Annotated in this window: 33 protein-coding genes; 17 read left to right on the top strand and 16 right to left on the bottom strand. The window is 63.8% G+C overall.

What is annotated here, in order from left to right; translation table 11 throughout:
- Positions 1 to 290: 290 nt before the first annotated feature.
- Positions 291 to 620 (top strand): hypothetical protein, encoded by a 330-nt coding sequence (locus tag AC1DYC_RS02305; protein WP_477403616.1) that lies wholly within the window; start codon positions 291 to 293, stop codon positions 618 to 620.
- Between the two features lie 195 nt (positions 621 to 815).
- On the top strand, positions 816 to 1,616 hold the full coding sequence (locus AC1DYC_RS02300; RefSeq protein WP_477403614.1) for a HEAT repeat domain-containing protein: 801 nt from the start codon (positions 816 to 818) through the stop codon (positions 1,614 to 1,616).
- 168 nt (positions 1,617 to 1,784) lie between these two features.
- Here AC1DYC_RS02300 and AC1DYC_RS02295 read toward each other — a convergent pair whose 3' ends face one another.
- Genes AC1DYC_RS02295 through AC1DYC_RS02285 form a run of 3 tightly spaced genes read right to left on the bottom strand, consistent with a single transcriptional unit; the run spans position 1,785 to position 3,271 of the window.
- Positions 1,785 to 2,501 (bottom strand): terminase large subunit domain-containing protein, encoded by a 717-nt coding sequence (locus tag AC1DYC_RS02295; RefSeq protein WP_477408133.1) that lies wholly within the window; start codon positions 2,499 to 2,501, stop codon positions 1,785 to 1,787.
- The gene (locus tag AC1DYC_RS02290; protein ID WP_477403612.1) at positions 2,479 to 2,865 is read right to left on the bottom strand and encodes a hypothetical protein; all 387 of its coding nucleotides are present in this window, start codon (positions 2,863 to 2,865) and stop codon (positions 2,479 to 2,481) included. Before AC1DYC_RS02290 ends, AC1DYC_RS02295 begins: the two co-directional genes overlap by 23 nt.
- Positions 2,858 to 3,271, bottom strand: a complete 414-nt coding sequence (locus tag AC1DYC_RS02285; protein ID WP_477403610.1) for a hypothetical protein — start codon at positions 3,269 to 3,271, stop codon at positions 2,858 to 2,860. The genes AC1DYC_RS02290 and AC1DYC_RS02285 overlap by 8 nt, the downstream gene beginning before the upstream one ends.
- Positions 3,272 to 3,760: 489 nt before the next feature.
- Here AC1DYC_RS02285 and AC1DYC_RS02280 point away from each other — a divergent pair, with 489 nt between their 5' ends.
- The 4 genes from AC1DYC_RS02280 (at position 3,761) to AC1DYC_RS02265 (ending at position 5,266) form a co-directional block, all read left to right on the top strand.
- A complete protein-coding gene (locus tag AC1DYC_RS02280; RefSeq protein WP_477403608.1) occupies positions 3,761 to 4,201 on the top strand; it encodes a Ros/MucR family transcriptional regulator in 441 nt (146 codons plus the stop codon).
- A 32-nt stretch (positions 4,202 to 4,233) separates the two neighbouring features.
- Complete coding sequence (locus AC1DYC_RS02275) at positions 4,234 to 4,428, top strand: hypothetical protein (RefSeq protein ID WP_477403606.1); 195 nt, start codon at positions 4,234 to 4,236, stop codon at positions 4,426 to 4,428.
- Between the two features lie 177 nt (positions 4,429 to 4,605).
- Positions 4,606 to 4,875, top strand: a complete 270-nt coding sequence (locus AC1DYC_RS02270; protein ID WP_477403605.1) for a hypothetical protein — start codon at positions 4,606 to 4,608, stop codon at positions 4,873 to 4,875.
- An 85-nt stretch (positions 4,876 to 4,960) separates the two neighbouring features.
- On the top strand, positions 4,961 to 5,266 hold the full coding sequence (locus AC1DYC_RS02265; protein ID WP_477309375.1) for a hypothetical protein: 306 nt from the start codon (positions 4,961 to 4,963) through the stop codon (positions 5,264 to 5,266).
- A 27-nt stretch (positions 5,267 to 5,293) separates the two neighbouring features.
- Here the strand turns inward: AC1DYC_RS02265 and AC1DYC_RS02260 are convergent, their stop codons facing one another.
- Positions 5,294 to 5,647, bottom strand: a complete 354-nt coding sequence (locus AC1DYC_RS02260; protein ID WP_477403603.1) for a hypothetical protein — start codon at positions 5,645 to 5,647, stop codon at positions 5,294 to 5,296.
- Positions 5,648 to 5,778: 131 nt separating this feature from the next.
- The gene (locus tag AC1DYC_RS02255) at positions 5,779 to 6,192 is read right to left on the bottom strand and encodes a DoxX family protein (protein ID WP_477403601.1); all 414 of its coding nucleotides are present in this window, start codon (positions 6,190 to 6,192) and stop codon (positions 5,779 to 5,781) included.
- Positions 6,193 to 6,730: 538 nt separating this feature from the next.
- Between AC1DYC_RS02255 and AC1DYC_RS02250 the strand changes: the two genes are divergently transcribed.
- Entirely contained in the window at positions 6,731 to 7,318 is a 588-nt protein-coding gene (locus AC1DYC_RS02250; RefSeq protein ID WP_477403599.1) for a hypothetical protein, read from the top strand.
- A gap of 62 nt (positions 7,319 to 7,380) precedes the next feature.
- On the opposite strand, the gene AC1DYC_RS02245 is transcribed toward AC1DYC_RS02250, so the two are convergent.
- The 4 genes from AC1DYC_RS02245 to AC1DYC_RS02230 form a co-directional block, all read right to left on the bottom strand.
- Entirely contained in the window at positions 7,381 to 8,553 is a 1,173-nt protein-coding gene (locus AC1DYC_RS02245) for an SdrD B-like domain-containing protein (protein WP_477403597.1), read from the bottom strand.
- Positions 8,550 to 9,443, bottom strand: coding sequence for an HTTM domain-containing protein (locus tag AC1DYC_RS02240; protein WP_477403595.1), 894 nt, complete (start codon positions 9,441 to 9,443; stop codon positions 8,550 to 8,552). The genes AC1DYC_RS02245 and AC1DYC_RS02240 overlap by 4 nt, the downstream gene beginning before the upstream one ends.
- Positions 9,427 to 9,786: a hypothetical protein gene (locus AC1DYC_RS02235; protein ID WP_477403593.1), complete on the bottom strand. Its 360-nt coding sequence runs from the start codon at positions 9,784 to 9,786 to the stop codon at positions 9,427 to 9,429. The genes AC1DYC_RS02240 and AC1DYC_RS02235 overlap by 17 nt, the downstream gene beginning before the upstream one ends.
- A 223-nt stretch (positions 9,787 to 10,009) precedes the next feature.
- Complete coding sequence (locus AC1DYC_RS02230) at positions 10,010 to 10,483, bottom strand: Lrp/AsnC family transcriptional regulator (protein WP_477403591.1); 474 nt, start codon at positions 10,481 to 10,483, stop codon at positions 10,010 to 10,012.
- 113 nt (positions 10,484 to 10,596) lie between these two features.
- On the opposite strand from AC1DYC_RS02230, the gene AC1DYC_RS02225 reads away from it, so the two are divergent.
- Positions 10,597 to 11,163: an RBBP9/YdeN family alpha/beta hydrolase gene (locus AC1DYC_RS02225; protein WP_477403589.1), complete on the top strand. Its 567-nt coding sequence runs from the start codon at positions 10,597 to 10,599 to the stop codon at positions 11,161 to 11,163.
- Between the two features lie 83 nt (positions 11,164 to 11,246).
- Positions 11,247 to 11,612, top strand: a complete 366-nt coding sequence (locus tag AC1DYC_RS02220) for a VOC family protein (protein ID WP_477403588.1) — start codon at positions 11,247 to 11,249, stop codon at positions 11,610 to 11,612.
- Positions 11,613 to 11,721: 109 nt separating this feature from the next.
- Here AC1DYC_RS02220 and AC1DYC_RS02215 read toward each other — a convergent pair whose 3' ends face one another.
- Positions 11,722 to 11,892, bottom strand: a complete 171-nt coding sequence (locus AC1DYC_RS02215) for a hypothetical protein (protein ID WP_477403586.1) — start codon at positions 11,890 to 11,892, stop codon at positions 11,722 to 11,724.
- Between the two features lie 143 nt (positions 11,893 to 12,035).
- On the opposite strand from AC1DYC_RS02215, the gene AC1DYC_RS02210 reads away from it, so the two are divergent.
- Together AC1DYC_RS02210 and AC1DYC_RS02205 are read left to right on the top strand one after the other, a co-directional pair.
- Complete coding sequence (locus tag AC1DYC_RS02210) at positions 12,036 to 12,212, top strand: hypothetical protein (RefSeq protein WP_477403584.1); 177 nt, start codon at positions 12,036 to 12,038, stop codon at positions 12,210 to 12,212.
- Positions 12,213 to 12,397: 185 nt separating this feature from the next.
- Positions 12,398 to 12,703, top strand: a complete 306-nt coding sequence (locus tag AC1DYC_RS02205; RefSeq protein WP_477403582.1) for a DUF982 domain-containing protein — start codon at positions 12,398 to 12,400, stop codon at positions 12,701 to 12,703.
- Positions 12,704 to 12,732: 29 nt separating this feature from the next.
- Here the strand turns inward: AC1DYC_RS02205 and AC1DYC_RS02200 are convergent, their stop codons facing one another.
- Positions 12,733 to 13,452, bottom strand: a complete 720-nt coding sequence (locus tag AC1DYC_RS02200; RefSeq protein ID WP_477403580.1) for a Crp/Fnr family transcriptional regulator — start codon at positions 13,450 to 13,452, stop codon at positions 12,733 to 12,735.
- 186 nt (positions 13,453 to 13,638) lie between these two features.
- On the opposite strand from AC1DYC_RS02200, the gene AC1DYC_RS02195 reads away from it, so the two are divergent.
- Both AC1DYC_RS02195 and AC1DYC_RS02190 read left to right on the top strand, forming a co-directional pair.
- Entirely contained in the window at positions 13,639 to 13,869 is a 231-nt protein-coding gene (locus AC1DYC_RS02195; protein WP_352593112.1) for a DUF6894 family protein, read from the top strand.
- 116 nt (positions 13,870 to 13,985) lie between these two features.
- Positions 13,986 to 14,486, top strand: coding sequence for a hypothetical protein (locus AC1DYC_RS02190; protein ID WP_477403578.1), 501 nt, complete (start codon positions 13,986 to 13,988; stop codon positions 14,484 to 14,486).
- Between the two features lie 47 nt (positions 14,487 to 14,533).
- On the opposite strand, the gene AC1DYC_RS02185 is transcribed toward AC1DYC_RS02190, so the two are convergent.
- The 4 genes from AC1DYC_RS02185 to AC1DYC_RS02170 all read right to left on the bottom strand — a co-directional run bounded on the left by AC1DYC_RS02185 (position 14,534) and on the right by AC1DYC_RS02170 (position 17,971).
- On the bottom strand, positions 14,534 to 16,630 hold the full coding sequence (locus AC1DYC_RS02185; protein WP_477403576.1) for an EAL domain-containing protein: 2,097 nt from the start codon (positions 16,628 to 16,630) through the stop codon (positions 14,534 to 14,536).
- A gap of 142 nt (positions 16,631 to 16,772) precedes the next feature.
- A complete protein-coding gene (locus AC1DYC_RS02180; RefSeq protein WP_477403574.1) occupies positions 16,773 to 17,330 on the bottom strand; it encodes an RNA polymerase sigma factor in 558 nt (185 codons plus the stop codon).
- A 104-nt stretch (positions 17,331 to 17,434) separates the two neighbouring features.
- Positions 17,435 to 17,824 carry a DUF427 domain-containing protein gene (locus AC1DYC_RS02175; RefSeq protein WP_477309393.1) on the bottom strand — a complete coding sequence of 130 codons (390 nt, stop codon included), beginning with the start codon at positions 17,822 to 17,824 and terminating at the stop codon, positions 17,435 to 17,437.
- A 45-nt stretch (positions 17,825 to 17,869) separates the two neighbouring features.
- Positions 17,870 to 17,971, bottom strand: coding sequence for a putative RiPP precursor (locus AC1DYC_RS02170; protein ID WP_477403572.1), 102 nt, complete (start codon positions 17,969 to 17,971; stop codon positions 17,870 to 17,872).
- Between the two features lie 701 nt (positions 17,972 to 18,672).
- Here AC1DYC_RS02170 and AC1DYC_RS02165 point away from each other — a divergent pair.
- From AC1DYC_RS02165 to AC1DYC_RS02150, 4 genes are read left to right on the top strand one after another with little or no spacing between them, the layout of a single operon-like run.
- Positions 18,673 to 19,161 carry a Csu type fimbrial protein gene (locus AC1DYC_RS02165; protein WP_477403570.1) on the top strand — a complete coding sequence of 163 codons (489 nt, stop codon included), beginning with the start codon at positions 18,673 to 18,675 and terminating at the stop codon, positions 19,159 to 19,161.
- Positions 19,162 to 19,187: 26 nt separating this feature from the next.
- Entirely contained in the window at positions 19,188 to 19,910 is a 723-nt protein-coding gene (locus AC1DYC_RS02160; RefSeq protein WP_477403568.1) for a fimbrial biogenesis chaperone, read from the top strand.
- Entirely contained in the window at positions 19,882 to 22,299 is a 2,418-nt protein-coding gene (locus AC1DYC_RS02155; protein ID WP_477403566.1) for a fimbria/pilus outer membrane usher protein, read from the top strand. Before AC1DYC_RS02160 ends, AC1DYC_RS02155 begins: the two co-directional genes overlap by 29 nt.
- 14 nt (positions 22,300 to 22,313) lie before the next feature.
- A complete protein-coding gene (locus AC1DYC_RS02150; protein ID WP_477408131.1) occupies positions 22,314 to 23,267 on the top strand; it encodes a Csu type fimbrial protein in 954 nt (317 codons plus the stop codon).
- Here the strand turns inward: AC1DYC_RS02150 and AC1DYC_RS02145 are convergent.
- A complete protein-coding gene (locus AC1DYC_RS02145) occupies positions 23,261 to 24,241 on the bottom strand; it encodes a branched-chain amino acid ABC transporter permease (RefSeq protein WP_477403564.1) in 981 nt (326 codons plus the stop codon). The genes AC1DYC_RS02150 and AC1DYC_RS02145 overlap by 7 nt on opposite strands.

Raw genomic sequence — 24,241 nt, 5'->3', positions numbered from 1 at the left:
GCGCTGACGTAGACAGATGAGGCGAAGCCCATTTTGCTCAGGTTGGCGCGCTACGAAGCCCCCTCTCCGTCCGCTTCGCGGCCACCTCTCCCCCGCTTTGCGGGGGCGAGGAACCCAGGTTCTGCCAGGCCTCACCCCTTCGCCCTGCCCCGCACCGACAAAAACCGTAGCACGATATCCGACTTGCCGGACCTGCGTCTCTCACTCGGCGGCCAATGGTATTCTCACCGAGACGCTAATATACATACGCGCTCCAGCGAGCAGCGCCTGCCGGATGCTTGAGGAATGCCATGCGAAGATTCATCTTCACGGCGATGTGTATCGCCGCCGCGACGGCCGCTAGCGCCCACGACTGGTACGAAGACAGGATTGACCCGCAGACGAAATTCAAGTGTTGCGGTGGCTCTGATTGCCGCGCCATACCTCAGTCTTCGGTGCGGCCCAGGATCGACGGTGGTTACATCTATTTGCCGGATAATTTCATCATCCCGCCGGACCGCGTGCAGGACTCCCCGGACGGCCAATTCCATATCTGCGAAAGTACTTACGTCATAACCAATCAGCTGTATTTGCGTTGCTTCTTCGCACCGCGTGTAAAGGTCTCTCTCCTTCCGCGTTGAAGGCTTGGGCTCCCCGCCAGGTCGGAAGATATCGGAAGGTAGCCGCCTCCCTCGTCTTTTCCTTCGCGGTTTTATGCGATAGGTCTTGCCCTGCATCGGCGACATCGATGCGTCTTGGGCCGGAGCATTGCGCGCGGCCTCTCCTCTACGCGGGTGGGAAAGCCACTCTTTGCCATGACAGATCTATTCGAGGCGATGCGCCTGTCCGCCGAGGACAGCGAGGTTGCTCATCTCTATTTCAGCGAAGGCGGCAAGATCCTGCTGCCGCTCGGCAAATCGACAAACGGGATGACAGGTCAGGAGATGCTGGAGCAGCTGCTGTCGCCTCCCGATAATGACGATGGCACGCTTGCCAACGATCTTCTTGGCGAGCTTGGCAGGACGGTTCCGTTGGAAAGCCTGCGTCTCCTGCTCACATCGGGCAATGCAAGGACGCGGGCGGCAGGCGCGTTTCTTGCCACGTTTCAAAACCAGAACATCAGTTCAATGGTGGGCGAGCTGGCCGCGCTGCTGGGGGATGACAACCCGCGCATCCGCTTCGATGCCGTGGAGTCTATCTTGCGATGCAGCACGCGCAACGATGGTGAGCATCTGGCGCAAGCCCTGTTTGCGCTTGATGACGAGCATGAATTCGTGCGTATGGGAGCCGTCCTGTTCGTGCGCTTTGCAAAGGACTGGCAGCTGAAGCTTGCGCGCCAGCACGCGGCATTGCTCAGGCCGCAAACGGCGTTTTCGGCGATAGCGGATGTCTCCGAACAATGGCGCGACGATGCATCGAGCATGATCCGTGCGATGCTGGACCATTCCGAGCCGGCGGTGCGGCGTTACGGTGTTGGGCTGGCCGGCCGGGCGAGGTTGGTCGTCGTCGATGCTTTTGTCGAATGGGCGCGGGCGTCCGCCGATCCCGAAATCAGCAAACTGGCAACGGATTGCATCGAGCACAAACAGATATCGCACCACGCGGTCTGGCATTCATCCTTGCCGGCAATCGCCTGAACTGCCGCTGACCGGCAGCGCAGGAGATGGAGTGAGACTTCCCAGAACCTGGGTTCCTCGCCCCCACGAATGTGGGGGAGAGGTGGCTCGGCGAAGCCGAGACGGAGAGGGGGATGGCCCAGACGTAGCAAGGTAAAGCGTAGTTGAACCCACCTCTAAGCCAGAGCTCTACGAAGCCCCCTCTCCGGCCGCTTCGCGGCCACCTCTCCCCCGCCAGGGCGGGGGCGAGGAACCCAAGTCCCGAGAGGCCATCGCCTGCGCATCCAAGAACCGCAGCACCACATCACTCATGCCAAGCAGCGGCGTGAACGTTACGATCGTTATCCCGCTCGTCGCATTGGTTCGCGTCAATCCTTCGGAATAAATGTCGAGCGGCGGCTCCTCGTCGAACCAGACGCCGTGCAGCGTTTCGCCCTGCCACTTTTCACGGCCCTTCTCATAGCTCTTGAACGACAGCACGGATTCATCGGCCTGCACGTCGCCGCCACCGCCCCAGCGCACCACGATGCTGTCGAGCGCGCCGGGCGCGCCGCGGCCCATGGTGGTGTGCACAATGGCATCGGCGGGGATCATGCCGGTGCCCCAGGCGGGCTGCTGCTGCGGCGGGCCGACCAGCACGCGCTGCGGGTTGTCGCGCGTGCCCTCGCCGGTCACGCCGGCCGCCCATAGCCGCACGGCGGTGTCGAAGGTCTTGCCTTGCCACCACCTGGGATAGCGTCCGGTGAGGTGCATGGCCCATTCGGCGCCGCCGGCCCTGGTCTTGCCGAGCTGGTTGCCGGCCATGAACAGCCGCTCGCGATTTTTGGCGCCGGCGGCGTGAAACTCGGCCTGGCGTTCATACGGCGTGTAAGATGCAAGCAGGTTAGTCCTGCGTCTTCGGTCCAGCTCCTGCAGCAGCGCCAGATAGTGGCGGCGTGCCGCCCGGCTGGTCGCCGAACGGACCGAGGACGGCTTCGAGGCCGCGGATGCGGCGGCGGATCTCGTCATCGCTCAGGCTCTCCAGGCTGTCGGTGCAGGCGTGCAAACCCTTGGGCAGATTGCTGGCCAGATCCTTGGGCAGCACCGATTGCACGATCTTCAGATACTGGTCGGGCTTGTCGGCCCGGACCGCAGCAATGACGCCGGCGCCGTGGGTGCGGAAATCGGCGCGCACCGCGTCGAGAAAATCGTCGCCAAGCGTCTTCTTCGTCCGCTTCGGGCCGGCGGGCGCCTTGCGGCCAGGGCGCGAACGCGCCGTCCGGTCAGCCATGATCCGGACTCCCGGCGGGTTCTGCCAGGGTCTGCTTTGCCGGTCTCGCCCGCTTGATTTTGGCCGGCTTGCGCCGTTTTGCCTTCGCCGGTTTCCGGGTGGCCTTGCGGCCGGCCGCATCACCGGCTTCGACACCCTGAGCTGGCTTTGCTTCCGCCCGCTCCTTCGGCTTCGCCCTGACAAGACCGATCGCCCTTTCGTCGACGCCTTGCGTGCCGCGCGGAAAGCCGAAGCCGCCGATGGCGTCGACGGGACCGCCGCGAACCATGCCTATCAGCACGCCCGGCACGACCGGCTCGACGCGGCCGATCCGCGCCTGCGGAGCCGTGCCTTCGAACAGGCCGACGGCGCTGACGACCTCGCGGCCGTCATCGTCGGTGATGATGGTGGCATAGCGGTGGGACATGGGGTGCTCGCGGATAGTGCAGAATAAACCGAGGATAGCGTTCCTTCGCGCCCCTCTGTCCTGCCGGACATTCTCCCCCAAGGAGGGAGATCAGATGTCACGACGGCTTTCGCCAATCGCCAACGTTGCAGGCCTGATCGAGAGGCCGAAGCTGCCAATCTCCCCCCAAGTGGGGGAGATGTCCGGTAGGACAGAGGGGGGCGCTGTCCCGCCTACATCCGGATTTAGCCTCTTCGAGATAGCCCGAAACACAAAACCCGCCTCGGCGGCGGGTTACTGGCGCAAATCAGCACCATGGAGAAATGATACGATAGCTGCCCTCATGCGTCAACAGGAAATAAGAAACAATTCCTACATCGGTCAGCGACTCAGCTATGTTAGCGCTACCATATTTGGCGTCAAGTCATATGCGTATGTCCTAAAGTGCCATGCCGCCGGCGGGTTATGTCTGATAATTTGTCCTTTGGCATTATGGGGGCAAAAGAAGCCATGTCTGATGACAGAATCCGAAATATAAATTTGACCGCCGACATCGTCGCGGCTTTCGTGCGCAACAATTCAGTACCTCCGGACGGTTTGCCGGCGTTGATCGAGAGCGTCAATTCAGCGCTCGCGGCCGTAGACAATCCCGTTGCTCCTCCGCAGCCGGCACCGGAGCCTGCCGTCAATCGCAAGCGCTCGGTGACGCCGAATTTCATCTACTGCCTCGAGGACGGCAAAAAGTTCAGGTCGCTGCGGCGCCACCTCGGCTCCGCCCACGGCATGACGCCGGAGGCCTACCGCTCCAAATGGGATCTGCCCGGCGACTATCCGATGACGGCGCCCAGCTACGCCGCCAAGCGATCGGAGCTGGCAAAGGAGTTTGGGCTCGGCATCCGGACCGAGGCGCCGGCCGCCAAGGCGCCGGCCAAGCGCAAGACCAAGGCGTAAGGCGACGCCCTCTGCGCCACCGGAGGACGATCATGGTGGCCGACGAGCCCAATGACGTTCGTGTCGAACGCATCGATCGCCGCCAATGGGCGGTGCTGGTTGCCGAGAACGGCACGGTGACCCAACGCCTGTTCGAAGCCCAGGAAGCAGCCGAGGATTTTGCCGATGGCGAGCGGACCAGGCTCGGCCTGCCCGCCAGACCGCCGACGGTGGATCCGCTGGCCTGATCATCGGCGTCAGCGCGCTGGCCGGCGTCGCCCTTGCCGTCGTTCGGCCGACCGAGGCGTCACTCTCCTATCTGCTGATCTGGCCGATGACTCTGCTCGCCAACCGGCTGCGGCGCCAGACTGGCCATTAGCCGGCGCTTATGGAATCATTCCGCTCCGACTCGGGGAGAATGCAGCATGGACAAACCAGCCATGGCATCCGTGTTCAGGATGCGGCATGCGCCAGCCACTGTTTCGGGCGTCCGCAGCGTCGGCCGGGGCCAGGCCGATCCGGTCATCAGCAGAAGGCCGCTTGGCGAGGCGATCCGCTTCGTCGTCGACGCCGACCCCCATTACGACATCAGCGCCGTCTCGATCGCCTTTGGCGCCGGCTCGGCCCCGCGCCTCGGCAGCCGGGAGGTCAAGGCGCTATGGGCCGAGTATGGCCGCCGCTGGCTGGAAGAATAGGACCGAACTGAATCGGTCTGCGCCAGCCTCCCTGGATCGGAACGGATGCTCGCGCGTTGACGCTCATACAATGGGAGCAAACGCCATGAATGTCGCCAATCTGCAACTCGAAGGCCTGCTGATGGCCGTCGCCTCGATCAACCAGGTGCTGGTCCGAAAGGGCGTGCTTACCGTCGAGGACATCGACATTGCGCTGCGCAAGGCCGAAGCCGGCGAGACCGGTGAGGAGCGTTCCGGCGGCATGTCGGCGTCGAGTCGCGATGCCGTCAATTTCCCGATCCGGCTGCTGGAACTGGCCAATCAGTGCCAGCCGGAGACGGACATGCCGTCCTTCTCGAAACTGGCGCGCATGGTCGGCCAAATGAAGGAACCCTACAACGACCAGCTGTGAGACCGCCCAGCGCTCGAGCAGCTGACCTCAATACCGTCCCTGCAGGATCTTGATGAGCTTGCTGTTGTCAGCGCTAGGCGACAGCATCTTGCGATAGTCGGCGTAAGTGATCTTGCCACTGGCCAGCGCATTGACGAGCCGGTTGCAGAAGGCGGTTTCGTATCTTGCCGGGCTGACATTCATGAGCGCCGACAAATTGTTCTTGTCGGCCTGCGACGTGGCTCTTTCGTCGGCGACGCATTCGTTGATGACATAGCGCTTGGCGGCCGGGCTGCCGAGATCGGCATGCATGGTAGTGAACTCCCCCTCCGACATCGAAGTGCAGCCGGCAACCAGTGACGCGCCGACAAGAACGGCAGCAAAACGCATAGCTATGTTCATGAATTCCCCCTTGGACCCGTCACTGTGCTTATCGCGCCAAAACGCGCAAGTACAGTGACAATATCGTCGTATTCGGGCGCAAGGCTTAGGCCAGACTAGTCGCCGTCGCCGCGGCCCAAGGGAGCAGACGTTCACCCCCGGCCGAGCTTGGCGGCCAGCACGCTGCCCGGGCCGTGCACGGCGGCAAACAGCAGGCCGGCGGCGAACGGGAAATGGGACATGAAGGCACCGAACTCGGCCTGGTTGCCTGCCCAATGCGACGGGCCGTGAAAGGCAAAGCCGAGGAAGACCACATAGACGGCGGCGACCAGGGCCGCCGGCGTGAAGAACGCGCCGGTCAGGAAGGCGATCACCAGCAGCGTTTCGAGGATCGCGGCGCACCAGGCCAGAAACAGCGGGAACGGGAAGCCGGCGGCGGCGATGTAGCCGGCGGTCATGCCCATATCCATGAACTTGAAGGCCACGCCCGTCGCGAACATGGCGGCCAGGATCAGGCGGGCGATGAGAAGGGCCGCGGTCTGCCACGGCGATTGAACGGTTTCCATAATGTCCTCCGGTTTGAAGCTGTCGATGCTCCAAGGACGGAGGAAGGGCGGCGGTTCCGACAGGGGTGAGAAAAATTGTTTGGGCGGTCTCCCCTACCCCATCGTCTCCGGATGGCTGATCGAGCCGCGGACCGCCCCGTACGCGACGCGCCGGCGAAGGCCGCCCCGCAGCGAGCCCTGACTTTTTTTGGGGTGGGTCGAAAAACACGCGTCGAAGCGGTTTATAGACCGGGACGGGATAGTCGGATGGCGGATGTGGTCTCGATCAGCTTCGGTGCAGAGCCTGCCGGGTCGGCAGGACGCTCAGGGTTTTTCGCATCCATTGCGAATGCCAACGTCGCGCGCCTTTCCTTCCCGCAATTCAGGAGCATTCTGGCGGCGGCGCTGCTCGCGTCGACCATGCTGCTGCCGACAGTCATGGCAACCCGCGCGGCATCGGTCCTGCCGGAGCCGCGAGACGGATTCCACCGGCCGATGGATCCGAAAGCCCAATTGCAAGAGGCCAAACGCGCTCTTCTGGCCCTGGCCGCAGGCGGCAATGGTGGGAATGGCGGAAATGGTGGCGGCGCCGGCGGAAATGGTGGCAACGGTGGAAACGGCGGTAATGGTGGCGACGCCGGTGGTAACGGCGGCAACGGTGGAAACGGCGGCAATGGCGGCGACGCCGGTGGTAACGGCGGCAACGGTGGAAACGGCGGTAATGGTGGCGACGCCGGTGGTAACGGCGGCGGCGCTGGAAACGGCGGAAACGGTGGCGCCGGTGGGAATGGCGGCGACGGCGGTGCCGGAAACGGCGGCAATGGTGGCGCCGGCGGCAATGGCGGTAATGGCGGGGCCGGAAATGGCGGCAATGGCGGTGCCGGCGGCAATGGCGGCGACGGCGGGGCCGGAAATGGCGGCAATGGCGGTGCCGGTGGCAATGGCGGCGACGGCGGGGCCGGAAATGGCGGCAACGGTGGCGCCGGAAATGGCGGCAACGGCAGCTCAGGCGGGAATGGAAGCTCCGGTGGCAATGGCAGTTCTGGCGGCAATGGCGGCGGCCATCACAACACCACCACTCCCGACCACTCGGACGGCGCCCGTTCCTGCGGAACCTCTCAGAGAACGTCCTGCTGACGCGGCTTAACCTCAGGCCACCTCGGAATCACCCGCGACGGCCGCAACGGCCGCTCGCTGCGTAGACAGCGGCTACGGACCGGTGCGATAGCCGAAATCGTCGATCGCGGCCTGCCAGTAATGCTGTGTCCGGATCTCGAGCCGCGTGATGCGCCTATAGTCCCCCGCGAAGTAGACCAGTCCGTTGGCCGACAGCACCAGTCGATCCTCATAGGCGGGCTCGTCGCCCCGCCAGGCCTTGAGAATGAGCGTCTCGCCTTCCGCGCCGTCCCAGCCGGCACCGAAATAGGCGCCCGTGAAATCGAACGGCTTGTCACTTAACACTTGGCCCGGGTGCCCAGAGCTGTTGTAGGCGATGAATTCGCCCGACATGGTCGTGTTGATGTAGCCCGGGCCGTCGGTAAAGCGCTGGTGCATGGCAACGAGATTGTACCAGTCGAGCCCGCCATAGCCGGAGGGGACCTCGAACACGCCCGGCGTCGTCATCAGGTCGTCGAAACCGACGACATGCTGGTTGGGCAGCAGCTCCTCGGCAGGTCCGCCTTTGCCCGAAAACGCGGAGAGCACCACCGGCGCCGCGCCGACCACAATTTTGCGCCGCTCAGTCACCCCGTTGGCCGAAAAATCGACCAGCCATTGGCCTGATGTCACGGCTGCGCTGAAGCGCCCATCCGGGCCGACCTTGGCGGCGGCAGTGGCGCCGTCCGGCCCGGTGAGGGAGACGCGCGACCCGGCGGCGACCGCACCGCTGATCGTCAGGTCCGCCGCAAGCCCGACCGGGTGCGTCGTGCGCGAGGCAATCATGTCGCCTGGCGATCCAGGTGAAACGACGTAGTCGCTTTCCTGCGAGGCGTTGCCGGTGGTGACGGAATAACCTGGCGGAGGCACCACCTTGAACGCGTAATGGCCGGGATCGACGACTTCGAGATCGCGCTGGATGACCGACATGCGGAAGTTGGCGAAGCCGCTCACATTGGTCAATCGCATGATGGTGTCGCCCTTCGGCTTGTCGAGCTCGACAGCCACACGCGACATCGGCCGGTCGCCGAGATCGTAGACGCCGTTCCGGTTGAGGTCGCGGAACACCAGCAGCGACGTGTTCATCTGGCCACCGTTGAAGGGACCCCATGCACGCTTGGGATAGTAGTCCTGCGCACTGCCGGCACGCGCCGCGCCGCAGACTATGGCCAGGCCGATGGCGGCCGCGACGAAGACGGTGCCCGAAAACAACAAACCACGCTTCACGAAATTTCCTCTTTCAATCCGATCCCCTGGAGACGCGCGATGACCTTGTCGACAGCATCCGCATCGAAATAGGCGAGATAGAGCAACACCATGGTGGCGCTGAACGTATAGACCGGCAGCGTCAGATAGATGATGGCGTGGAAGGCCAGGCCCGGCAGCAGCAGATAGCGCCTGCTGCGGTGAAACGGCAGGCCAAAGGCAAGGCAATATTCCAGCGCGACCACGGCGAGCGACATGATCGTGGCGGGCCATGCAAGGCCGACCGGATAGTCCGAACCCGCATAGTACCAGAGGAATATCGCTTCGAGCCGCGCGCCGCTCAGAAAGGCGTAGCTTGTCTTGTCGAAGGCGGCGAAGAGGTAGAGCACCGAGAGCTGCACCACGATCAGTCGCAGCCCCCACAGATTGCCGCGCTCCGCCGGCGGCGGCAGACCCGCGCGTTCGGCGCGCATCACCGTGAGGTAGCGGTCCAGCGAATACGAGCGGCCGCAGGGGGTGAGCGCGATCAGAAGTGCCGAGACGGCAAGCAGATAGGCATGGTGATGGGTCCAGGGTTCGCGACCGAGCTGGAAGCCGAAAAAGTGGTACATCACCAGCCCGACCGTGCCGGCCCAGACAGCGGCGATGCGGCTGTGATAGCCGATGAAGAGCAGCGTTGTGGCGACGAAGAAGTTGGCGGCGAGGAACAGGCCGAGCGGCGATTGATCCTTGTAGAGCAACAACTCGCCCGCCCAGCGCGACCAGAACAGCATAGCCAGGCCGATGCGGATCAACGCCGACGAACGCGACGAGCCCTCGGTGCCGACCGCCCAGTCGACGAAGCGTGCGGCGATGGCGTGCATCGGCCGCCAGTCGGGCCAGTCAGCGATGGCGTCAGCCGGCGCAGGCATTTTCGGCATCGGTATGGATGATCTGCCAGCCGTTGCGCGTGGCCTGCCGGGCGCGGACACGGATGTCGGCGCCCTGCCCGGCGGCCGAGCAGAGCCGCTTGATGACGGAAGCCAGCTCGTCGCGGCTTTCGATCCGCTTCAGCTTGCCGTCGCGGGGAGCGCCGAGCATCTCGAACCGGTCGAGCGGAAGAAGCGCGCCATCGGGCTTGCGGATTTCGAAGGAAGCGTCGATCACGCCCATCCCGATCGCACTGAACATGGTCCAGGAGCGCAGCCATGCCGATTGCACCCCGAAGACCTGCTCGGCGACCGGACCGGCGATCATGAACGCGGAGATCGCCATGAATGCGAAAACCCGTAGGCGTCCTGCCGACACCCGCCCGGCAGAGCCCGTACCAGTTCTGATTGAGACGACATCCGCCACTTTTGATTGAGACGACATCCGCCACCCGCGCAACCCGCCCCGACCATAGACCGATTCAACACCCGTTTTTCAACCCATCCCAGAAAAAGTCACGGCTCGAGGAGCGACGCGAAGGAGCGCAGATCAAGGCGGATGGCCTTCGTCATGGCCTCGCCATCAGCTCCCGTCCCAGCCGCTTCGGCGGCTCGGCGCGCAGCACCACATTGGTCGTCACCGCGCCGTAGCGGCCGATGGCGTCGACGATGCTTTCCAAGTCGGGCGGCGACGGGACGACGACCTTGACGAGAAAGCAGTCCTCGCCGGTCACCCTGAGCACCTCGACCACTTCCGGCATGGCGGCGAATTTCTTCAGGCAGGTCTGGATGTGCTCATGCGTGGTGCGCAGGCGGATCATGGCCATGGTGCCGAGACCGAGGGCGGCGGGATCGATCGCCGCCCGGTAGCCGGCGATGATGCCGCGCTCTTCCAGCCGCTTCACCCGCTCCGACGTGGCGGGCTGGGACAGGCCGACGCGGCGGCCGAGTTCGGAAATGCCGATGCGGCCATCCTCCTGCATGATCTCGATGATCGCCATGTCGGTGGGGTCGAGCCGCGGCCGGTAATCGCCATTTGCCATAAGCACCTTCAATCCATCGGAATTCTTCGCTGCTTTCCGATGATCTCTCATTCCGCGGGCAAGGAGAAGACCTAGAATTGGCCGGCATCGTTCACCGGGAGACAGGACCTTTCATGACCGACTTCATCATCTTGCCGGGCAGCGGCGGATCGGGCGAGGCCCATTGGCAGACACGCTGGCAGCAGGCCAATCCGGCGATGCGCCACTTCAGCCCGGCGAGCTGGGACCTGCCGGATTTCGACGATTGGTTGGCAGCGCTGGAAACTGCGGTGTCACAGGCAACAGCGCCGCCGGTGCTCATCGCCCACAGCCTCAGCTGCCTGCTGGTGGCGCATTGGCAGTTGCAGTCGAGCCGTGAGATCGCCGGCGCGTTTCTGGTTGCGGTTCCCGATCCGGCATCGCCGGTCTTCCCTGCCTATGGGCGTCCCTTCGCCGACACGCCGCATGAACGGCTTCGCTTCCCCTCGCTGATCGTCGCCAGCACCGACGATCCCTACGACCCGCATGGCTATGCCAGGGCGAAGGCCGGGCAATGGGGCAGCGCGCTGCACAACGCCGGGCCGCTCGGCCATATCAACAGCGACAGCGGGCTGGGCGACTGGCCGGAAGGAATGGAGTTGCTGATGGCCTTCGTGACAGAGATACGCTCCGCCGGCCAGGAACACGCGATCGCACGGTAGGCGCCCGAACCGGGCGCCGGGCCTTGCCGCGACTTGTCGTGCCAGCTATTTCTCGCGAGGGGCGTTTGTGAGGGAGCCTGCATATGGTGTCCGTCCGGTATCTGGTCCGCGATGTCGAGCTGTCCATCGCGTTTTATACGAGCCATCTGGGCTTCGCGTTGAAGCAGCAGTTCGGTCCGGCGATGGCCATCCTGACGCGAGGCGACCTCTCGCTCTGGCTCGCCGGCCCCATGGCGTCGGCCGCCAGGCCGATGCCGGACGGCCGGACGCCCGAGCCGGGCGGATGGAACCGCATTGTGCTCGAAGTCCAGGAATTGCCGGCGATCGTCACGGAGATGCGCGAGGCCGGCGTGCGGTTCCGCAACGAGATCGTCGAAGGTCCGGGCGGGCGGCAGATTCTTTGTGAAGACCCGTCCGGTAACGTCGTTGAGCTGTTCGAGCCCAGGTAGGTCGCGAACCTCACATGCTGCGCTGGCTCAGTTTGGCGCGGCCGCAGGCGTGCCGAACTCGATACACGAGTCGGCATGCGCCAACCCAGGGATTCGATAGCGCGAAGATTCAAGGGGTCTGTTCGGTCTCAAATCCGGCATGCCGCTCCGGATCGGCGAGCCCTTCATTCTGCCGCTCGGCGTCTGCCTTGCGCTTCGGGCAATCCTCGTAGTCATGTTCGCGCGAGCCGCAATAAGAGCAGCATTTTGCCGGCGTGTCGGGGCGAAGCGTCATGGCCATGCACAAGAATGCACGAAAACTCATCCGGTTGCAGCAGCGTCTGCGACGTCTCGCATATTCGTCCTGCCTACATCAAAGTTAAATGCGGGCAGCTGTCGCGAGATGCTAGGGATCGCGCATGGGGGACTCTACAGGAGGAGTCCATGGACGTTCGAAATCTGATTGCCAAACTGTCGGCCACGGTGTTGCGCCGGCGCGCCGCAGCTCCGCAAATACTGTTCAGGCCGATCCGCAACTCGCTCGCCGACATCCCGTTGAAGTCGCAGTCGCGACCGCCCTACCGGCCACGCCAACCCATCCGGCCGGCAAGCAATATGTAGCCCGCCCAAGCCTGCAACCACTTCGCGGTTTCCCCGTTTATGGCGATCCCGTTTCCGGAGGCTATGCATGAAGTCGATATCAACAAACAATCCCATTTTGGTTCTGGGTGCAGCTGCCTTTCTGGCCGCGCCTTTCGCCTGGCTTTTGTGGAGGACGCGCGAATGGTTCGGATGGTGAATTTCTCATGAGCCGGTTTCTTCCCCTGACGATAAAATTCGTGGACTGCAGCACGATGACGGTGTCGTCGATCGCCGACGCCAAGAAGGCGCTGGGCGGAACATGGAAGAACAAGGAAGCCCCTGCCTACAAGGCGGCCGTCCGGCTGGTGGATGACGCGCTGAACGGCATTTGCCGTCCGGCCATCGCCTTTGCCGCTTTCAAGAATGCTGCCGCCCAGCAGGGCTTGCTCAAGCCTGCGAAACCAAGCGCCGCCCTTGCCATGCTCGACGAATTGGCGTCGCTGAACGGGCATCATTCCAAGGCCAACTGACGGGTTGCAGGCCCCGGAACGCCGATGACCTATCTCGGCTCGCGGTTCATGCTGAGATAGGTCGGGTCGAACTCGGCGATTTCCACCAGCCGCTGCCAGTCCAGAATCGTCACCATGTGGTTGACCCAGCCGATGACGCCGACCCGGCGCAGCGCGCCGATGACGCGGTTCATGTGAACGACGGACAACCCTAGTACGTCGGCCAGTTCGGCTTGCGACAAAGGCAGCCGGAAACTCATGCCATTGGTCTGCTTGACCACTTGAAGCCTGACAAACAGTTCGCACACCAGATGCGCCAGATGCGAGGTCTTGGAGCGCCGGCCCATGGCCACGATCCATTCGCGGTGGATGGCGCCGTCGACGAGCGTGTCCAGCCACAACAACCGGGTCAGATGCGGCGCCTGTTCGGTGATGGCGCGCAGCCGGCTGTGGTCGGCGGCGATCACCCGGCATGGCGATAAAGCGATGATGCCATGGTCCATGGTCTTGAGCAGAAAGGCGTGCAGGTCGACGAAATCGCCGGGCACCTGCAACGAGGTGAATTGCCGGCCACCATCCTCCAGCACCTTGTAGCGCGCCGCCAGCCCTTCGCTGATAAGCGTGCTGTAGCCGGGTCTCGATCCCTCCGAGACAATGTCCTGACCGGTGGCAAAATCCAACTCGACGGTCATGGCGCCGAGGAGCAGCCCCTTCTCCTGTTCGGAGAGCGTGTCGTGCTGGCCAAGGTTCAGATACAGCGATTCTAGCATTGAGGGGTTTCTTCATCCGGGATCGGTTGCTGTAGCTCAACGCCGGAGATCGGGTGCGGTTGCACTCAGCCGGGCATGGCGGGCGTTGGCGCCTTGCCGCAACGGCGAGAAATCTGTTTGAGAATCAGCCGGATGGAACCATGGCTGCGGACAGGGGTTTAGCGTTTCATACAGGATGCTTGCGCCATGGAACGGTTCTATTTCGATCTCTACAACACCGAAAACCAGATCGATGAAGAGGGGCAGTTGTTCCCAAGCCGCGAGCGTGCGGGCGCCGAGGCGCTGCGGATATTGCACGATGTCGCGCGCGACGAGATGCCGGAGGGCGAGCACCGGCAAATCACCGTCAAGATGCTGAACCAGAACAGGGAGCAGATCTTCGAAGCGTCGTTGACCATGGCGTCGCTGTGGAGTTGAACCTCGACCGCCCTGTCGACGACGGCATGGAACCTCTTGCCTTCCCCTCTGTTTCCTATGGGAGGACCAACCGCAGAAGCGGCTGTCCGAGCTGATTTGACCGGAGGCACGAACCCATGTCCCTGCAAAAACTTCATCCCGAGCAAGTCGACGCGACGCGCCAGCAAGCCTACTCGACCTTTGGCCCCGTGCTGATCAGTTCGCTCACCCAGCGGCTGGCGCGCGGCCAAGGCACCAAGGAACTGGGCGACGTGGAAAAGTCGCTGATCCGCCTGATCGAAGGTTTTGAGGTCGATGAACCGCAAGCCGAGGCGATGAAGGAGTTCGCCATCGAGTTGGTGGTGTCGACGATATCAGAAGCCCGCAATCACCCCGACTCCAAGAGCGATGTCGAGGCCGTTGGCGAGCGCCGCACCGAGGGTCGCTCCGAAAATCCCGATACGCTCGAGGAACAGCTGCAATCGGGCCTGGAAGACAGCTTTCCCGCCAGCGATCCGCCCGCCGTTGTCTCGACCTCCATTTCCGGCGGGTCGAAGGATCTTGTCGGCACCGACGAAGTGCTGCGCCGCAAGAAGGAGGCAGCACAACGCAAGCAGGAAAAGGCCGACGCCGGCTGAGCTGAGGAACGCACCTCAACGGGCGGTTCGGTAGCGGCTCGGCCGCTTCAGCCGAACCGCTTGCTCGGCGCCTGGGCGCTCGCCCTTGCGACGATCGCTTCCAGCGGCTCGGGCCGGTGCAGCAGAAAACCCTGGCCGTAGGCGACGCCCATGCCGCGCAGAATGTCGAGCGCGGCCTGCTCTTCGATCTTTTCGGCCACCACCGCGCAGCCGAGGCTTTTGGCGATGCCCGTTATGGCCGAGACGATCTCGCGGTCGAAGCGGCTTTGCGCGATGTTTTCGATGAACGAGCCGTCGATCTTGATCTGATCGACAGGAAAGCGCCTGAGATATTCGAACGAGCTCATGCCGGCGCCGAAATCGTCGAGGCTGACGCGGCATTGCCGCTCGCGCGCCTTGCGCACGAACTGTTCGGCGGCGTCGAAATTGGTGACGGCGGCGGTCTCGGTGATTTCGAAGCCGATGCCGGAATGCGGCGCCCCGGTCTCGGCGATGACGGCATCGACGAAATCCCACAGCAGCGGGTCGCTCAGCGTCTGCGCCGACAGGTTGAAGCCGAGCGTGATGGCGCCCGATTTCATGGCCGGGCCATGCTGCGACAGTGCGGTCTTGATGATCCAGCGGTCGAGCCGCGAGGCTATGCCGAAGCGCTCCGCGACCGGAATGAATTCGCCCGGCGGGATCAGCTTGCCATTCTTGCCCACAAGCCGCGCAAGAACTTCGACATGACGGCTCTCCCGCCAGGGCAGCCCCAGCAGATGGATCTCCTGGCCGAACAGTTTCAACCGCCCGTCATCCATCGCGTCGACCGTGTCGGCGGCGACGCGGGCGGCGTTGAGGCCACCGGACCCCGACGCCGCGTCGGCCGAAAACACCGCGAAGCGGTTGCGGCCCGCCGCCTTGGCGGCGTAGCAGGCGTCGTCGGCGCAGGCCAGCGCATCGGCCACCGTCGTGGTGGTGTCGTCGACGAAGGCGATGCCGATGCTGGCCGCAAGCCTGCGCGACGTCACCGGCAGGCCGAGATCGGCGTCGCGCACGGCCGCAAGAATGGCGACGGCCAGCGCCTCGGCCTCGGCAGGTTCGCAACCGGGCACCAGCAGCGCGAACTCGTCGCCGCCGAGGCGCGCGGCGCGCGCCGAAGCCGGCAGGCAGTCCACTATGCCGGCGGCGACGCCCTTCAGCGCCAGGTCGCCGGCGGCGTGGCCGGCAAAGTCGTTGAGCGCCTTGAAGTAGTCGAGATCGACATAGAACACCGCCAGCGGCAGAAGCCGCTCGGTGGCGATGTGTTCGGCCAGCAGCCGGTCGAAGGCGGCGCGGTTGAACAGGCCGGTCAGCGCATCGTGGTGGGCGGCGTAGGCGAGTTCGCGTTCGCGCTTCTTGTCCTCGGTGATGTCGCGCACGGTGCCGAGGATCTGGCCCGCAGAGTCTGGGGCTGCGATGAAGCGCACCAGGGATTCGACATGACGGATTTCGCCGTCTCGCCGGACGATGCGGTATTGCGAGGCGACGACCCCGTCGGTCGCAAGCGGCGACAGATGGGCGCGCTCGGTGGCGTCTTTGTCGTCGGGGTGGAGATAGGTATGCCAGAGGTCGGCGGCCACTTCGTCAGTGTCGGCGACCAGGCCGAAAATCTCCCTGGTGCGGGCGTCCCAAAAACTCTTGTTGGCGTCGATGTCGTGATGCCAGATGCCGGTCCCGCTGGCCGCCAGCGCCAGGCGGAAGCGCACATTGACCCGCTCCAGTTCGGCTTCGGCCTCTTTCTGCCGGCTGATGTCGGTCTGAACGCCCATCAGTCTCACCGGCTTGCCTGTCGCGTCACGCTCGACAATACCGCCGCGGTCCAGCACCCAGATCCAGTGGCCGTCCTTGTGCTTCAGGCGCAGCTCGGTCTCGATCGACGTGGTCAGGCCGGCAATGTGGCGCTCGCCGCTGGCCAGCGCCCGCTCGCGGTCGTCGGGATGCGTCAGCTTCAGCCAGAGATCGCTGACGTTGGCAAGTTCGCCATCCTCGTAACCAAGCATGTGCGACCAGGTCGGCGAATAGAAACAGTCGCCGCTCAAAATATCCCAGTCCCATACGCCGAGATGAGCGCATTCGAGCGCCAGCGCCCAGAACTCGCCGTTGCGTTTTTTCTCTTCAGCCATGCCCTGGTTTCGTCCACCCCATCGGCGCCATTGTGCACGGAAGCAGACAAGAAACCGTTACCGGATGCGTGCGCGTACGAGGCGCAAGACCTGCAATGGCGCCGGATCATGCCGCGAGGCTTCATCATGCGATCGGGGTTCGTCATGCCATGGGCGCCCTGATTGGAGTTGCCCGGCCCGGCCCGGGTTCGACGATCCTTATGGCGCGGCGGCGCGCACTGTCCTCGAGCAGACCGCGCAATTCCTCACGGCCACGCGCAATGCGCGACATCAACGTGCCGGCCGGCACGCCGAGCATCTCGGCGGCCTCGGCATAGGAAAAGCCTTCGATGGCGACCATGGTCAAGGCGGCGCGGCGGTCAGGGCTGATCGCCTGCAGCGCGTCGATGATCTCGCGCGCGGCGACGTTCTCCAACTGGTCGGCGGGAGAGGCCTGCACCTCGCCGGCTTCCAGCGGCAGCATCGAGGCTTCGCCACGCCGGTTCACCTTGCGCATCTGGTCGATGAACAGATGATGCATGATCGTGAACAGCCATTTTCGCGGGCTCTCTCCCGTCTGCCAGTTGTCCAGCCGCAGCAGCGCCCGTTCCAGGCAGTCCTGGACGAGATCGTCGGCGGAATCGCGGTCGCGCAGCAGCGAGCGCGCATAGCGCCGCAGCCGCGGGATTTCGTCGAGGATGGCTCTCTGCTTTTCGTCCATGACCATGTTGTCTTCGTTGTCGGCACGCCGCCGATGCAAAACCAAAACGTCCTCCGGCTCGGCCCGAGGGCAGCGTTGGCCAGCATGAAAATCGCTGCCCGCGCTCAGCGCGGCGCAGCGTCGATGGTGACCCTGTCGGGATAGAAGGCGCCGTGGTCGCGGATTGCCGCCATTTCGTCGAAAGGCTGCACGTAGGCCCACATGGCGTCGTTGCCGAATTCGGCCGCCGGCAGCACGTTCCAGTAGCTGGCGATGCCCTTGTAGGGACACTCGGTCGACAGGTCGGTCTTCTCCAGCTTGCGAAAATCGATGTCCTCGAACGGGATGTAGAAGCTGAAGGGATAAGGCGGCTCGGTCACGATCCTGGCTTTCGCCGACGAGGCGATGATGACGCCATTGGCAAACACGACGACACGCCCCCTGAAGGGATCGACGGTGATCACCTTGCCCGGATTGTGCCGAAAGCCCGGTGACGGGTTCGCATGCTGATCCATGGTCGTTCTCCTTGTCCGCAGTGGGTCCGATGCCGATCGAAGGCGTCAGCTGCCGTTTTCGACGGGGCCCGACAGGATGATCACTGCCGTGATCCGGGTCAGTTTTTCGCGCTTCTGAAGCCTTGGCTTTTCATAGGTCTTCTTCATCGTTCTTCCCTTCTTGACGTCTGGCAGTCGGTCGGCGCGGCTGCAGGCCGTGCGATCATGGCTCCATGGGACAACAGGCGCATCTCCCGTCCGGCGGATGCGCTGCCCAAGGAAACCGGGGCGAGCGTGGCAAGAATGATTCGCATGTGTTTCCCTGGATCCGACGGCGGTGGATTTATCTCAGCCGGGACGGCGATGCTTGGGCTGGGCGGAACAGGGTTTTGGGGAATGCGGCCCTGGCGGCACGATTGCCAGGCTTGGGCAGGCCAGAACAGCGTTTTGGGCTATGCGGACCAGCGGGCGCCGGCGGCGGTAGCCGCTTGGCGTCGGTATCCGCCGCGAAATAATCGATAATAATAGACAACAGGTCAGACTCTATCAAATCAAGATGATTCGACCTGCATTTTCGCCGTTTCAGCAAAATGACTAAAATAAATTATCGACACTCGAATTTTCACTTTCAAAAAATGTCGATTTTACCCATCTTAACGAAATATTAACCAAAATTATCTGATACCACCTTGAGGTTATTCATCTATGATATCCGAACCTAAGTTGGAATAATCATGGTGCAGTTCGCTTTTGACATTGCCTATATCGTTGATGTCTTTGCGAAGCTTGCAGCGGGAGGAGCTGCAGGGGTGAAATCCGGGTCTAGACTGTTTGCGAGGAACGATCTGCCCCGACGGAGGAACATAGGCATGAGATTGCTGAAATACGCACTGCTGGCGGGAGCGTCGCTGCTTCCAACCCTGCCCGCGATCGCCGCGACGGCGACCGGAAATCTGACCGTGCACATCACGATCATAAATGAATGCAAAGTCCGGACAGCAAACGATCTGGATTTCGGGTCGCACGGCGTCCTCGATGCAAATCTCGACGTGGACAGCACCATTGGCGTGCAATGCACGACCGGCAAGACCTACGACGTGGGTCTGGGTGTCGGAAATGGTGCGGGCGCAACCACTGCGGTTCGTAAAATGACCGGGGCGGGTGGCACCGTGCTCTACAGTCTCTACACCGATACCGGTCGCACACTGCCTTGGGGTGAAACGATCCCCACAAATACGGTTGGCGGAACCGGCAACGGCAGCGTCCAGAACCTCCCGGTCTATGGGCGAGTTCCGCCGCAGACCACCCCCTCTGCGGGCGTGTACAACGACATCGTTATAATCACCGTAACCTACTGATTATAGACGACAATACGAGGATTACAATGCGATCCATGCTTTCATGCATAGGCGCCACGGTTCTTTCATTGCTATGCGCCGGAGTTTCACACGCCGCCTCGCTGAGAGTGGCGCCGACAGGTCTCGAACTGACCGCGCCCGACGCCTCGGCGGTTCTCAACCTCGGCAACGACGACACCAAGCGGCCGATCAATGTGCAGATCAGGGTCTTCGCCTGGAGCCAGTCCGCCGGCATCGAAACGCTGACGCCGACGACGGATGTCGTCGCCAGCCCACCATCGACCAAGCTCGGGCCCAATGCCCAGTATGTGGTTCGCGTCGTGCGCGTCAGCAAAGCGCCGGTGCGGGCCGAGGAAAGCTACCGCGTCATCATCGATGAACTGCCGGACCCCTCGCGCAAGAAGGCCGGTACGGTCGCGCTTGCGCTACGCTATTCGGTACCGGTGTTTTTCCGCAACGCCGACGCAGCCGCGCCGGCGATCGCGTGGAGCCTTTCGCGCAATGGCGGCAGCCTGATGCTCATCGCCAGCAATAGCGGCGAGAGCCGCTTTCGCCTGTCCAACCTGATGCTGACCCAAGGCGGCAAGAAGCTCGGCAACCGAAACGGGCTTGTCGGCTATGTGCTGGGCGGCGCGACCATGCAGTGGCCGATCGGCAGCAGCAAATCACTGTCCGCGGGCTCCGTGCTTTTGAAGGCACAGAGCGATCTTGGACCCTTCGATGCCAAAGTTGCCGTCAAGGGCCGCTAGAACCGCGATTATCGTCGCGCTCGCGACTTTCACACCTTGCCCGGCAGTGAACTCGCAAGGGCTGCCGGCCGTGACGAACCCCGAAAAGCCTGATCCCGTTCTGCCAGCCGGCCGCAGCCTCTATCTGGAGGTGTTCATCAACGACGTTTCGACCAAGCTGATCGGCAATTTCACCGAGATGGCGGATGGCGGCCTGGCGGCGACGCCGCAAGAGCTGAAGGACGTCGGGCTGAAGCCGCCGGAGGGTGCTGCCGACGCCGGCGGCCTGGTCAGGCTCGACCAACTGGCGGATGTGTCGTTCCAGATCGACGAGGCGGCGCAGCGCCTCTACGTCACCGCCGCCAATGACAGCCGCGAGGCGCGTATCGTCGATCTCGGCTTGCGCTTGCAGGACCGGCCGGCGCCGCAATCGGGCTATGGCGCGGTGCTCAACTACTCGCTGTTTGCCAGCTCAAACACACTGTTCGACGGCGACAACGAACTGTTCCAGGGCATCTCGGGCGGCTTCGACACGCGTGTGTTCAGCCCCTATGGAACGCTCAGCCAGTCGTTCATCGCCGGCTATTCCGACGGCAGGCTGGGCGGCTTCACGCGGCTCAACACGACCTGGAGCTATTCCGACCCAGACCGGCTGATGACCTACCGGGCCGGCGACTTCATCTCCGGCGGACTGTCATGGACGCGGCCCGTCTTTCTCGGCGGTATCCAGGCGCAGCGCAATTTCAGCCTCCGCTCGGATCTGGTGACATTGCCGCTGCCCTCCTTCGGCGGCACGGCGGCGGTGCCGTCGACACTCGAAATCTATACGCAAAACGTGCGCACCTATTCCGGCGACATCCAGCCCGGACCGTTCCAGGTCACCAATCTGCCGGTGTTCACCGGCGCCGGGCAGGCGCAGGTGGTGCTGCGCGACAGCCTCGGGCGTGAGACCACCGCCACCTTGCCGTTCTATGCCTCCAGCATGCTGCTGCGCCAGGGACTGCTCGATTTTTCCGTCGAGGCGGGCATGGCGCGGCGCAATTTCGGCATTTCCTCCGACGACTATGACGGCCACGCCATGGGCGTCGCCACGGCGCGCTACGGACTGAGCGACAAGCTGACGCTGGAAGCCCATGCCGAGGGCGGTGCCGACCTGATCAATGGCGGCATTGGTGCGGCCTTCCTACTCGGGCCCTACGGTGCGGCGTCGATGGCCGTGGCGGGCAGCCATCATGACGGGCGCACCGGCTCGCTGGTCGATGCCAGTGTCGAATTCGGCTATGACGGCTGGGCGGTCAAGGCGCACATGCAGCGGGCCTTCGACGGCTACGAAGACATCGCCTCGGTGACGGCGCAGCCGGTTCTCGACCCTGACGACTTCACTCGTTTCAGCGCCGGCGTGCCGCGCGCGGTCGACCAGGTGACGCTCAGCGTGCCGATGCCGCTCGATTTCTCCAGCCTCAACCTCTCCTACACCCATTTGAAGAGCGCCGAGGGCGATACCAACCAGATCGTCGGCCTCTCCTACAGCCAGGCGATCTTCAAGCGCAGCACGCTCTATGCGACGGCCTTTGCCGATCTCGACGACGACAGCAGCTATGGCGTGTTCGCCGGGATTTCGATCCCGTTCAACGACGACATCACAGCTTCGACAGGCGTCGAGCAAGGGCCTGACGGCCTCAACGTCTTTGCCGACCTCGCCAAGTCGGAACGGGCAGAGGACGGCAGCATCGGCTGGCAGCTGCGCACCTCGGAAGGTGAAACGCCGAACCGCTCGGCAGCCGTCAGCTATCGCGCGCCGTTTGCGCGGTTCCAGGCCGGCGCCCAGCAGTTCGACAAGGATTTTCGCGTGACCGGGCAGATGGACGGGGCCATCGCGGTGGCGGGCGGCGGCGTGTTCGCCACCAACCGCATCGACGACGCCTTTGCCGTCGTCGATGTCGGCACGCCTGACGTCGAGGTGCTGCATCAAAACAGGCCGGTCGGAAAGACCGACAGCAAGGGCCGCATCCTGGTCACCGGGCTCAACTCCTATGAGCTCAACACGGTCTCGATCGACCCGAAGAACCTGCCCGTCGATGCCGATGTTCCGACCACCAAGGAGACGGTCGTTCCGGCCGACCGCAACGGCGTGGTGCTGAAGTTCGGCGTGTCGGAGGCGGCGCAGGCAGCCCTTGTGACGCTGGTCGATGCGAGCGGCACGCCGCTCGAAGCCGGACTGTCGGGGCGCCTCGACGGCGGCACCGAAGACTTCGTCGTCGGCTATGACGGGCAGGCCTACATCAAGGGCCTCGCCCGACAGAATTCAGTGCTGGTCGATCGCGGCGACGGCAGTTCGTGCCGAGCGACGTTCCCCTTCGAGGCGGTGCGCGGCCAGCAAGTGACGATCAAGGACGTGGTATGCCAATGACAATGCCGGGCCAAATGCTGCGCGTCGCAATCGTCGCTTTCCTGACGCTGCTGCCGTCGCTTGCCCTGGCGCAAACCTGCACCTTTACCGTCACCAATATGAATTTCGGCGCCGTCGACACGCTGCCGGGAACCGCGGCGACATCGACGGCCACGCTCAGCGTGACCTGCAGCGGTAGCTTGCCGTTGCTGCTGCCCATCCTGGTCTGTCCGCATCTCGCCGCCGGCACCGGCGGCGCAAGCTCGGCGGCGGCCAGGCAGATGCTGAGCGGCGCCAACAGCCTCGACTACCAGATCTATTCCGACCCGGCGATGAGCGTCGTCTGGGGCTCCTATGCCTGGGCCTATGCCTCGCGCCCGCCGCCGCTGACGCTGAGCCCCAGTCTGCTGGGCAACTCGTCCGGCACCTTGACGCTGTATGGCCAGGTTCCCGGTGGCCAGGCGACCGTTCCGCCCGGCACCTATCTTTCGACGTTTTCGACCGGGCCGGTCGAGTTCCGCTACCGGACAACCCTGTTGGGCAGCAGCTGCAACACCGGCGCGGGCACCCTGGCCACCTCTCCGACGTTCACCATCAACGCCACCGTTGCGGCCAATTGCCTGGTCGCCACCCAGAACATCGATTTCGGTTCCAAGGGCGTGCTCGACGCCAATGTCGACGCCACCGGCCTGGTCACGGTCACCTGCACCCCGTCGACCGCCTATACGGTGTCGCTGAATGGCGGCACGACAGGCGGCACGCCGACCAACCGCAAGATGTCGAAGGGCGCCGAGCGAGTCACCTACGGCCTCTACAAGGACAATGCGCGAACGCAGCCCTGGGGCGATGCGGGAACGCCGGGAAGCACGGTCGCCGGCACTGGAACCGGCGCCGCGCAGCCGCTCACCGTCTACGGCCGCGTGCTGCCGCAGACCACGCCCTCGGCCGGCGTCTATACCGACACGGTGGTGGTCACCATCACCTACTGATCGCGGCCGGCGCTGGCGGGCGCCAGCCACCGCGCGTAGATCTCGCCGACGATGCCGCGGCGGAAGACCAGCACGCAGATCATGAAGATCAGGCCGGTGGCGATGGTCACCGGGAAGCCGGAGGTGGCGAGGGTGTTTTCCAGGCCGACGACGAGGCCGGCGCCGACGACCGGGCCGACCATGGTGCCGATGCCGCCGAGCAGCGTCATCAGGATCACCTCGCCCGACATCTGCCAGGTGACGTCGGTGAGCGTGGCGAACTGGAAGACGATCGCCTTGGTGGCGCCGGCAAGGCCGGCGAGCGCTGCCGACATGACGAAGGCGGCGAGCTTGTAGCGGCCGACCGAATAGCCCAGCGAGATGGCGCGGTTCTCGTTCTCGCGGATCGAACGCAGGATCATGCCGAAAGGCGAGTTGACGATGCGCCAGACGGCGAAGACGCCGATGAGGAAGACGGCGAGCACGACAAAATACATGTTGAGCGTGACGTTGAGGTCGACAATGCCAAACAGCGTGCCGCGCGGCACGCCCTGGATGCCGTCCTCGCCCTCGGTGAACGGCGCCTGGACGCAGAAGAAGTAGAACATCTGCGCCAGCGCCAGCGTGATCATCGAGAAATAGATGCCTTGCCGGCGGATGGCGAGGAAGCCCATGACCAGTCCGAGGACGGCGGCACCGGCGGTGCCGAGCAGGATGCCGGCTTCGGGCGGCCAGCCCCAGTCCTTGACGGCGTAGGCACAGAAATAGGCGGCGGCACCGTAGAAGGTGGCATGGCCGAAGGACAACAGCCCGGTATAGCCGAGCAAAAGGTTGAAGGCGCAGGCAAACAGCGCGAAGCACAGCATCTTCATCAGGAAGATCGGGTAGACGAAGAAGGGCGCGGCGATGAGGGCCAGTATGGCCAATGCTATCAGCACCCGCTCAAGCCGGACGGAAGCGGCGGTACGCTGGTCGTGAAGGGTCGCCTCGCTCAT

It is taken from the genome of Mesorhizobium sp. P2_E7, assembly GCF_056403855.1.
This window is presented reverse-complemented; position numbering and strand designations above follow the sequence as displayed.

Bases quoted from the DNA above. Each gene is read 5' to 3' on its own strand.
- AC1DYC_RS02290 (WP_477403612.1), bottom strand. From the start codon at position 2,865: ATGGCTGACCGGACGGCGCGTTCGCGCCCTGGCCGCAAGGCGCCCGCC.
- AC1DYC_RS02305 (WP_477403616.1), top strand. From the start codon at position 291: ATGCGAAGATTCATCTTCACGGCGATGTGTATCGCCGCCGCGACGGCC.
- AC1DYC_RS02275 (WP_477403606.1), top strand. From the start codon at position 4,234: ATGGTGGCCGACGAGCCCAATGACGTTCGTGTCGAACGCATCGATCGC.
- AC1DYC_RS02145 (WP_477403564.1), bottom strand. From the start codon at position 24,241: ATGAGCGAGGCGACCCTTCACGACCAGCGTACCGCCGCTTCCGTCCGG.
- AC1DYC_RS02280 (WP_477403608.1), top strand. From the start codon at position 3,761: ATGTCTGATGACAGAATCCGAAATATAAATTTGACCGCCGACATCGTC.
- AC1DYC_RS02200 (WP_477403580.1), bottom strand. From the start codon at position 13,452: ATGCTAGAATCGCTGTATCTGAACCTTGGCCAGCACGACACGCTCTCC.
- AC1DYC_RS02150 (WP_477408131.1), top strand. From the start codon at position 22,314: ATGCTGCGCGTCGCAATCGTCGCTTTCCTGACGCTGCTGCCGTCGCTT.
- AC1DYC_RS02265 (WP_477309375.1), top strand. From the start codon at position 4,961: ATGAATGTCGCCAATCTGCAACTCGAAGGCCTGCTGATGGCCGTCGCC.
- AC1DYC_RS02255 (WP_477403601.1), bottom strand. From the start codon at position 6,192: ATGGAAACCGTTCAATCGCCGTGGCAGACCGCGGCCCTTCTCATCGCC.
- AC1DYC_RS02230 (WP_477403591.1), bottom strand. From the start codon at position 10,483: ATGGCAAATGGCGATTACCGGCCGCGGCTCGACCCCACCGACATGGCG.
- AC1DYC_RS02195 (WP_352593112.1), top strand. From the start codon at position 13,639: ATGGAACGGTTCTATTTCGATCTCTACAACACCGAAAACCAGATCGAT.
- AC1DYC_RS02270 (WP_477403605.1), top strand. From the start codon at position 4,606: ATGGACAAACCAGCCATGGCATCCGTGTTCAGGATGCGGCATGCGCCA.
- AC1DYC_RS02155 (WP_477403566.1), top strand. From the start codon at position 19,882: ATGCCAAAGTTGCCGTCAAGGGCCGCTAGAACCGCGATTATCGTCGCG.
- AC1DYC_RS02220 (WP_477403588.1), top strand. From the start codon at position 11,247: ATGGTGTCCGTCCGGTATCTGGTCCGCGATGTCGAGCTGTCCATCGCG.
- AC1DYC_RS02225 (WP_477403589.1), top strand. From the start codon at position 10,597: ATGACCGACTTCATCATCTTGCCGGGCAGCGGCGGATCGGGCGAGGCC.
- AC1DYC_RS02300 (WP_477403614.1), top strand. From the start codon at position 816: ATGCGCCTGTCCGCCGAGGACAGCGAGGTTGCTCATCTCTATTTCAGC.
- AC1DYC_RS02165 (WP_477403570.1), top strand. From the start codon at position 18,673: ATGAGATTGCTGAAATACGCACTGCTGGCGGGAGCGTCGCTGCTTCCA.
- AC1DYC_RS02190 (WP_477403578.1), top strand. From the start codon at position 13,986: ATGTCCCTGCAAAAACTTCATCCCGAGCAAGTCGACGCGACGCGCCAG.
- AC1DYC_RS02210 (WP_477403584.1), top strand. From the start codon at position 12,036: ATGGACGTTCGAAATCTGATTGCCAAACTGTCGGCCACGGTGTTGCGC.
- AC1DYC_RS02175 (WP_477309393.1), bottom strand. From the start codon at position 17,824: ATGGATCAGCATGCGAACCCGTCACCGGGCTTTCGGCACAATCCGGGC.
- AC1DYC_RS02205 (WP_477403582.1), top strand. From the start codon at position 12,398: ATGAGCCGGTTTCTTCCCCTGACGATAAAATTCGTGGACTGCAGCACG.
- AC1DYC_RS02285 (WP_477403610.1), bottom strand. From the start codon at position 3,271: ATGTCCCACCGCTATGCCACCATCATCACCGACGATGACGGCCGCGAG.
- AC1DYC_RS02235 (WP_477403593.1), bottom strand. From the start codon at position 9,786: ATGGCGATCTCCGCGTTCATGATCGCCGGTCCGGTCGCCGAGCAGGTC.
- AC1DYC_RS02180 (WP_477403574.1), bottom strand. From the start codon at position 17,330: ATGGACGAAAAGCAGAGAGCCATCCTCGACGAAATCCCGCGGCTGCGG.
- AC1DYC_RS02260 (WP_477403603.1), bottom strand. From the start codon at position 5,647: ATGAACATAGCTATGCGTTTTGCTGCCGTTCTTGTCGGCGCGTCACTG.
- AC1DYC_RS02250 (WP_477403599.1), top strand. From the start codon at position 6,731: ATGGTGGGAATGGCGGAAATGGTGGCGGCGCCGGCGGAAATGGTGGCA.
- AC1DYC_RS02170 (WP_477403572.1), bottom strand. From the start codon at position 17,971: ATGAAGAAGACCTATGAAAAGCCAAGGCTTCAGAAGCGCGAAAAACTG.
- AC1DYC_RS02240 (WP_477403595.1), bottom strand. From the start codon at position 9,443: ATGCCTGCGCCGGCTGACGCCATCGCTGACTGGCCCGACTGGCGGCCG.
- AC1DYC_RS02215 (WP_477403586.1), bottom strand. From the start codon at position 11,892: ATGGCCATGACGCTTCGCCCCGACACGCCGGCAAAATGCTGCTCTTAT.
- AC1DYC_RS02185 (WP_477403576.1), bottom strand. From the start codon at position 16,630: ATGGCTGAAGAGAAAAAACGCAACGGCGAGTTCTGGGCGCTGGCGCTC.
- AC1DYC_RS02160 (WP_477403568.1), top strand. From the start codon at position 19,188: ATGCGATCCATGCTTTCATGCATAGGCGCCACGGTTCTTTCATTGCTA.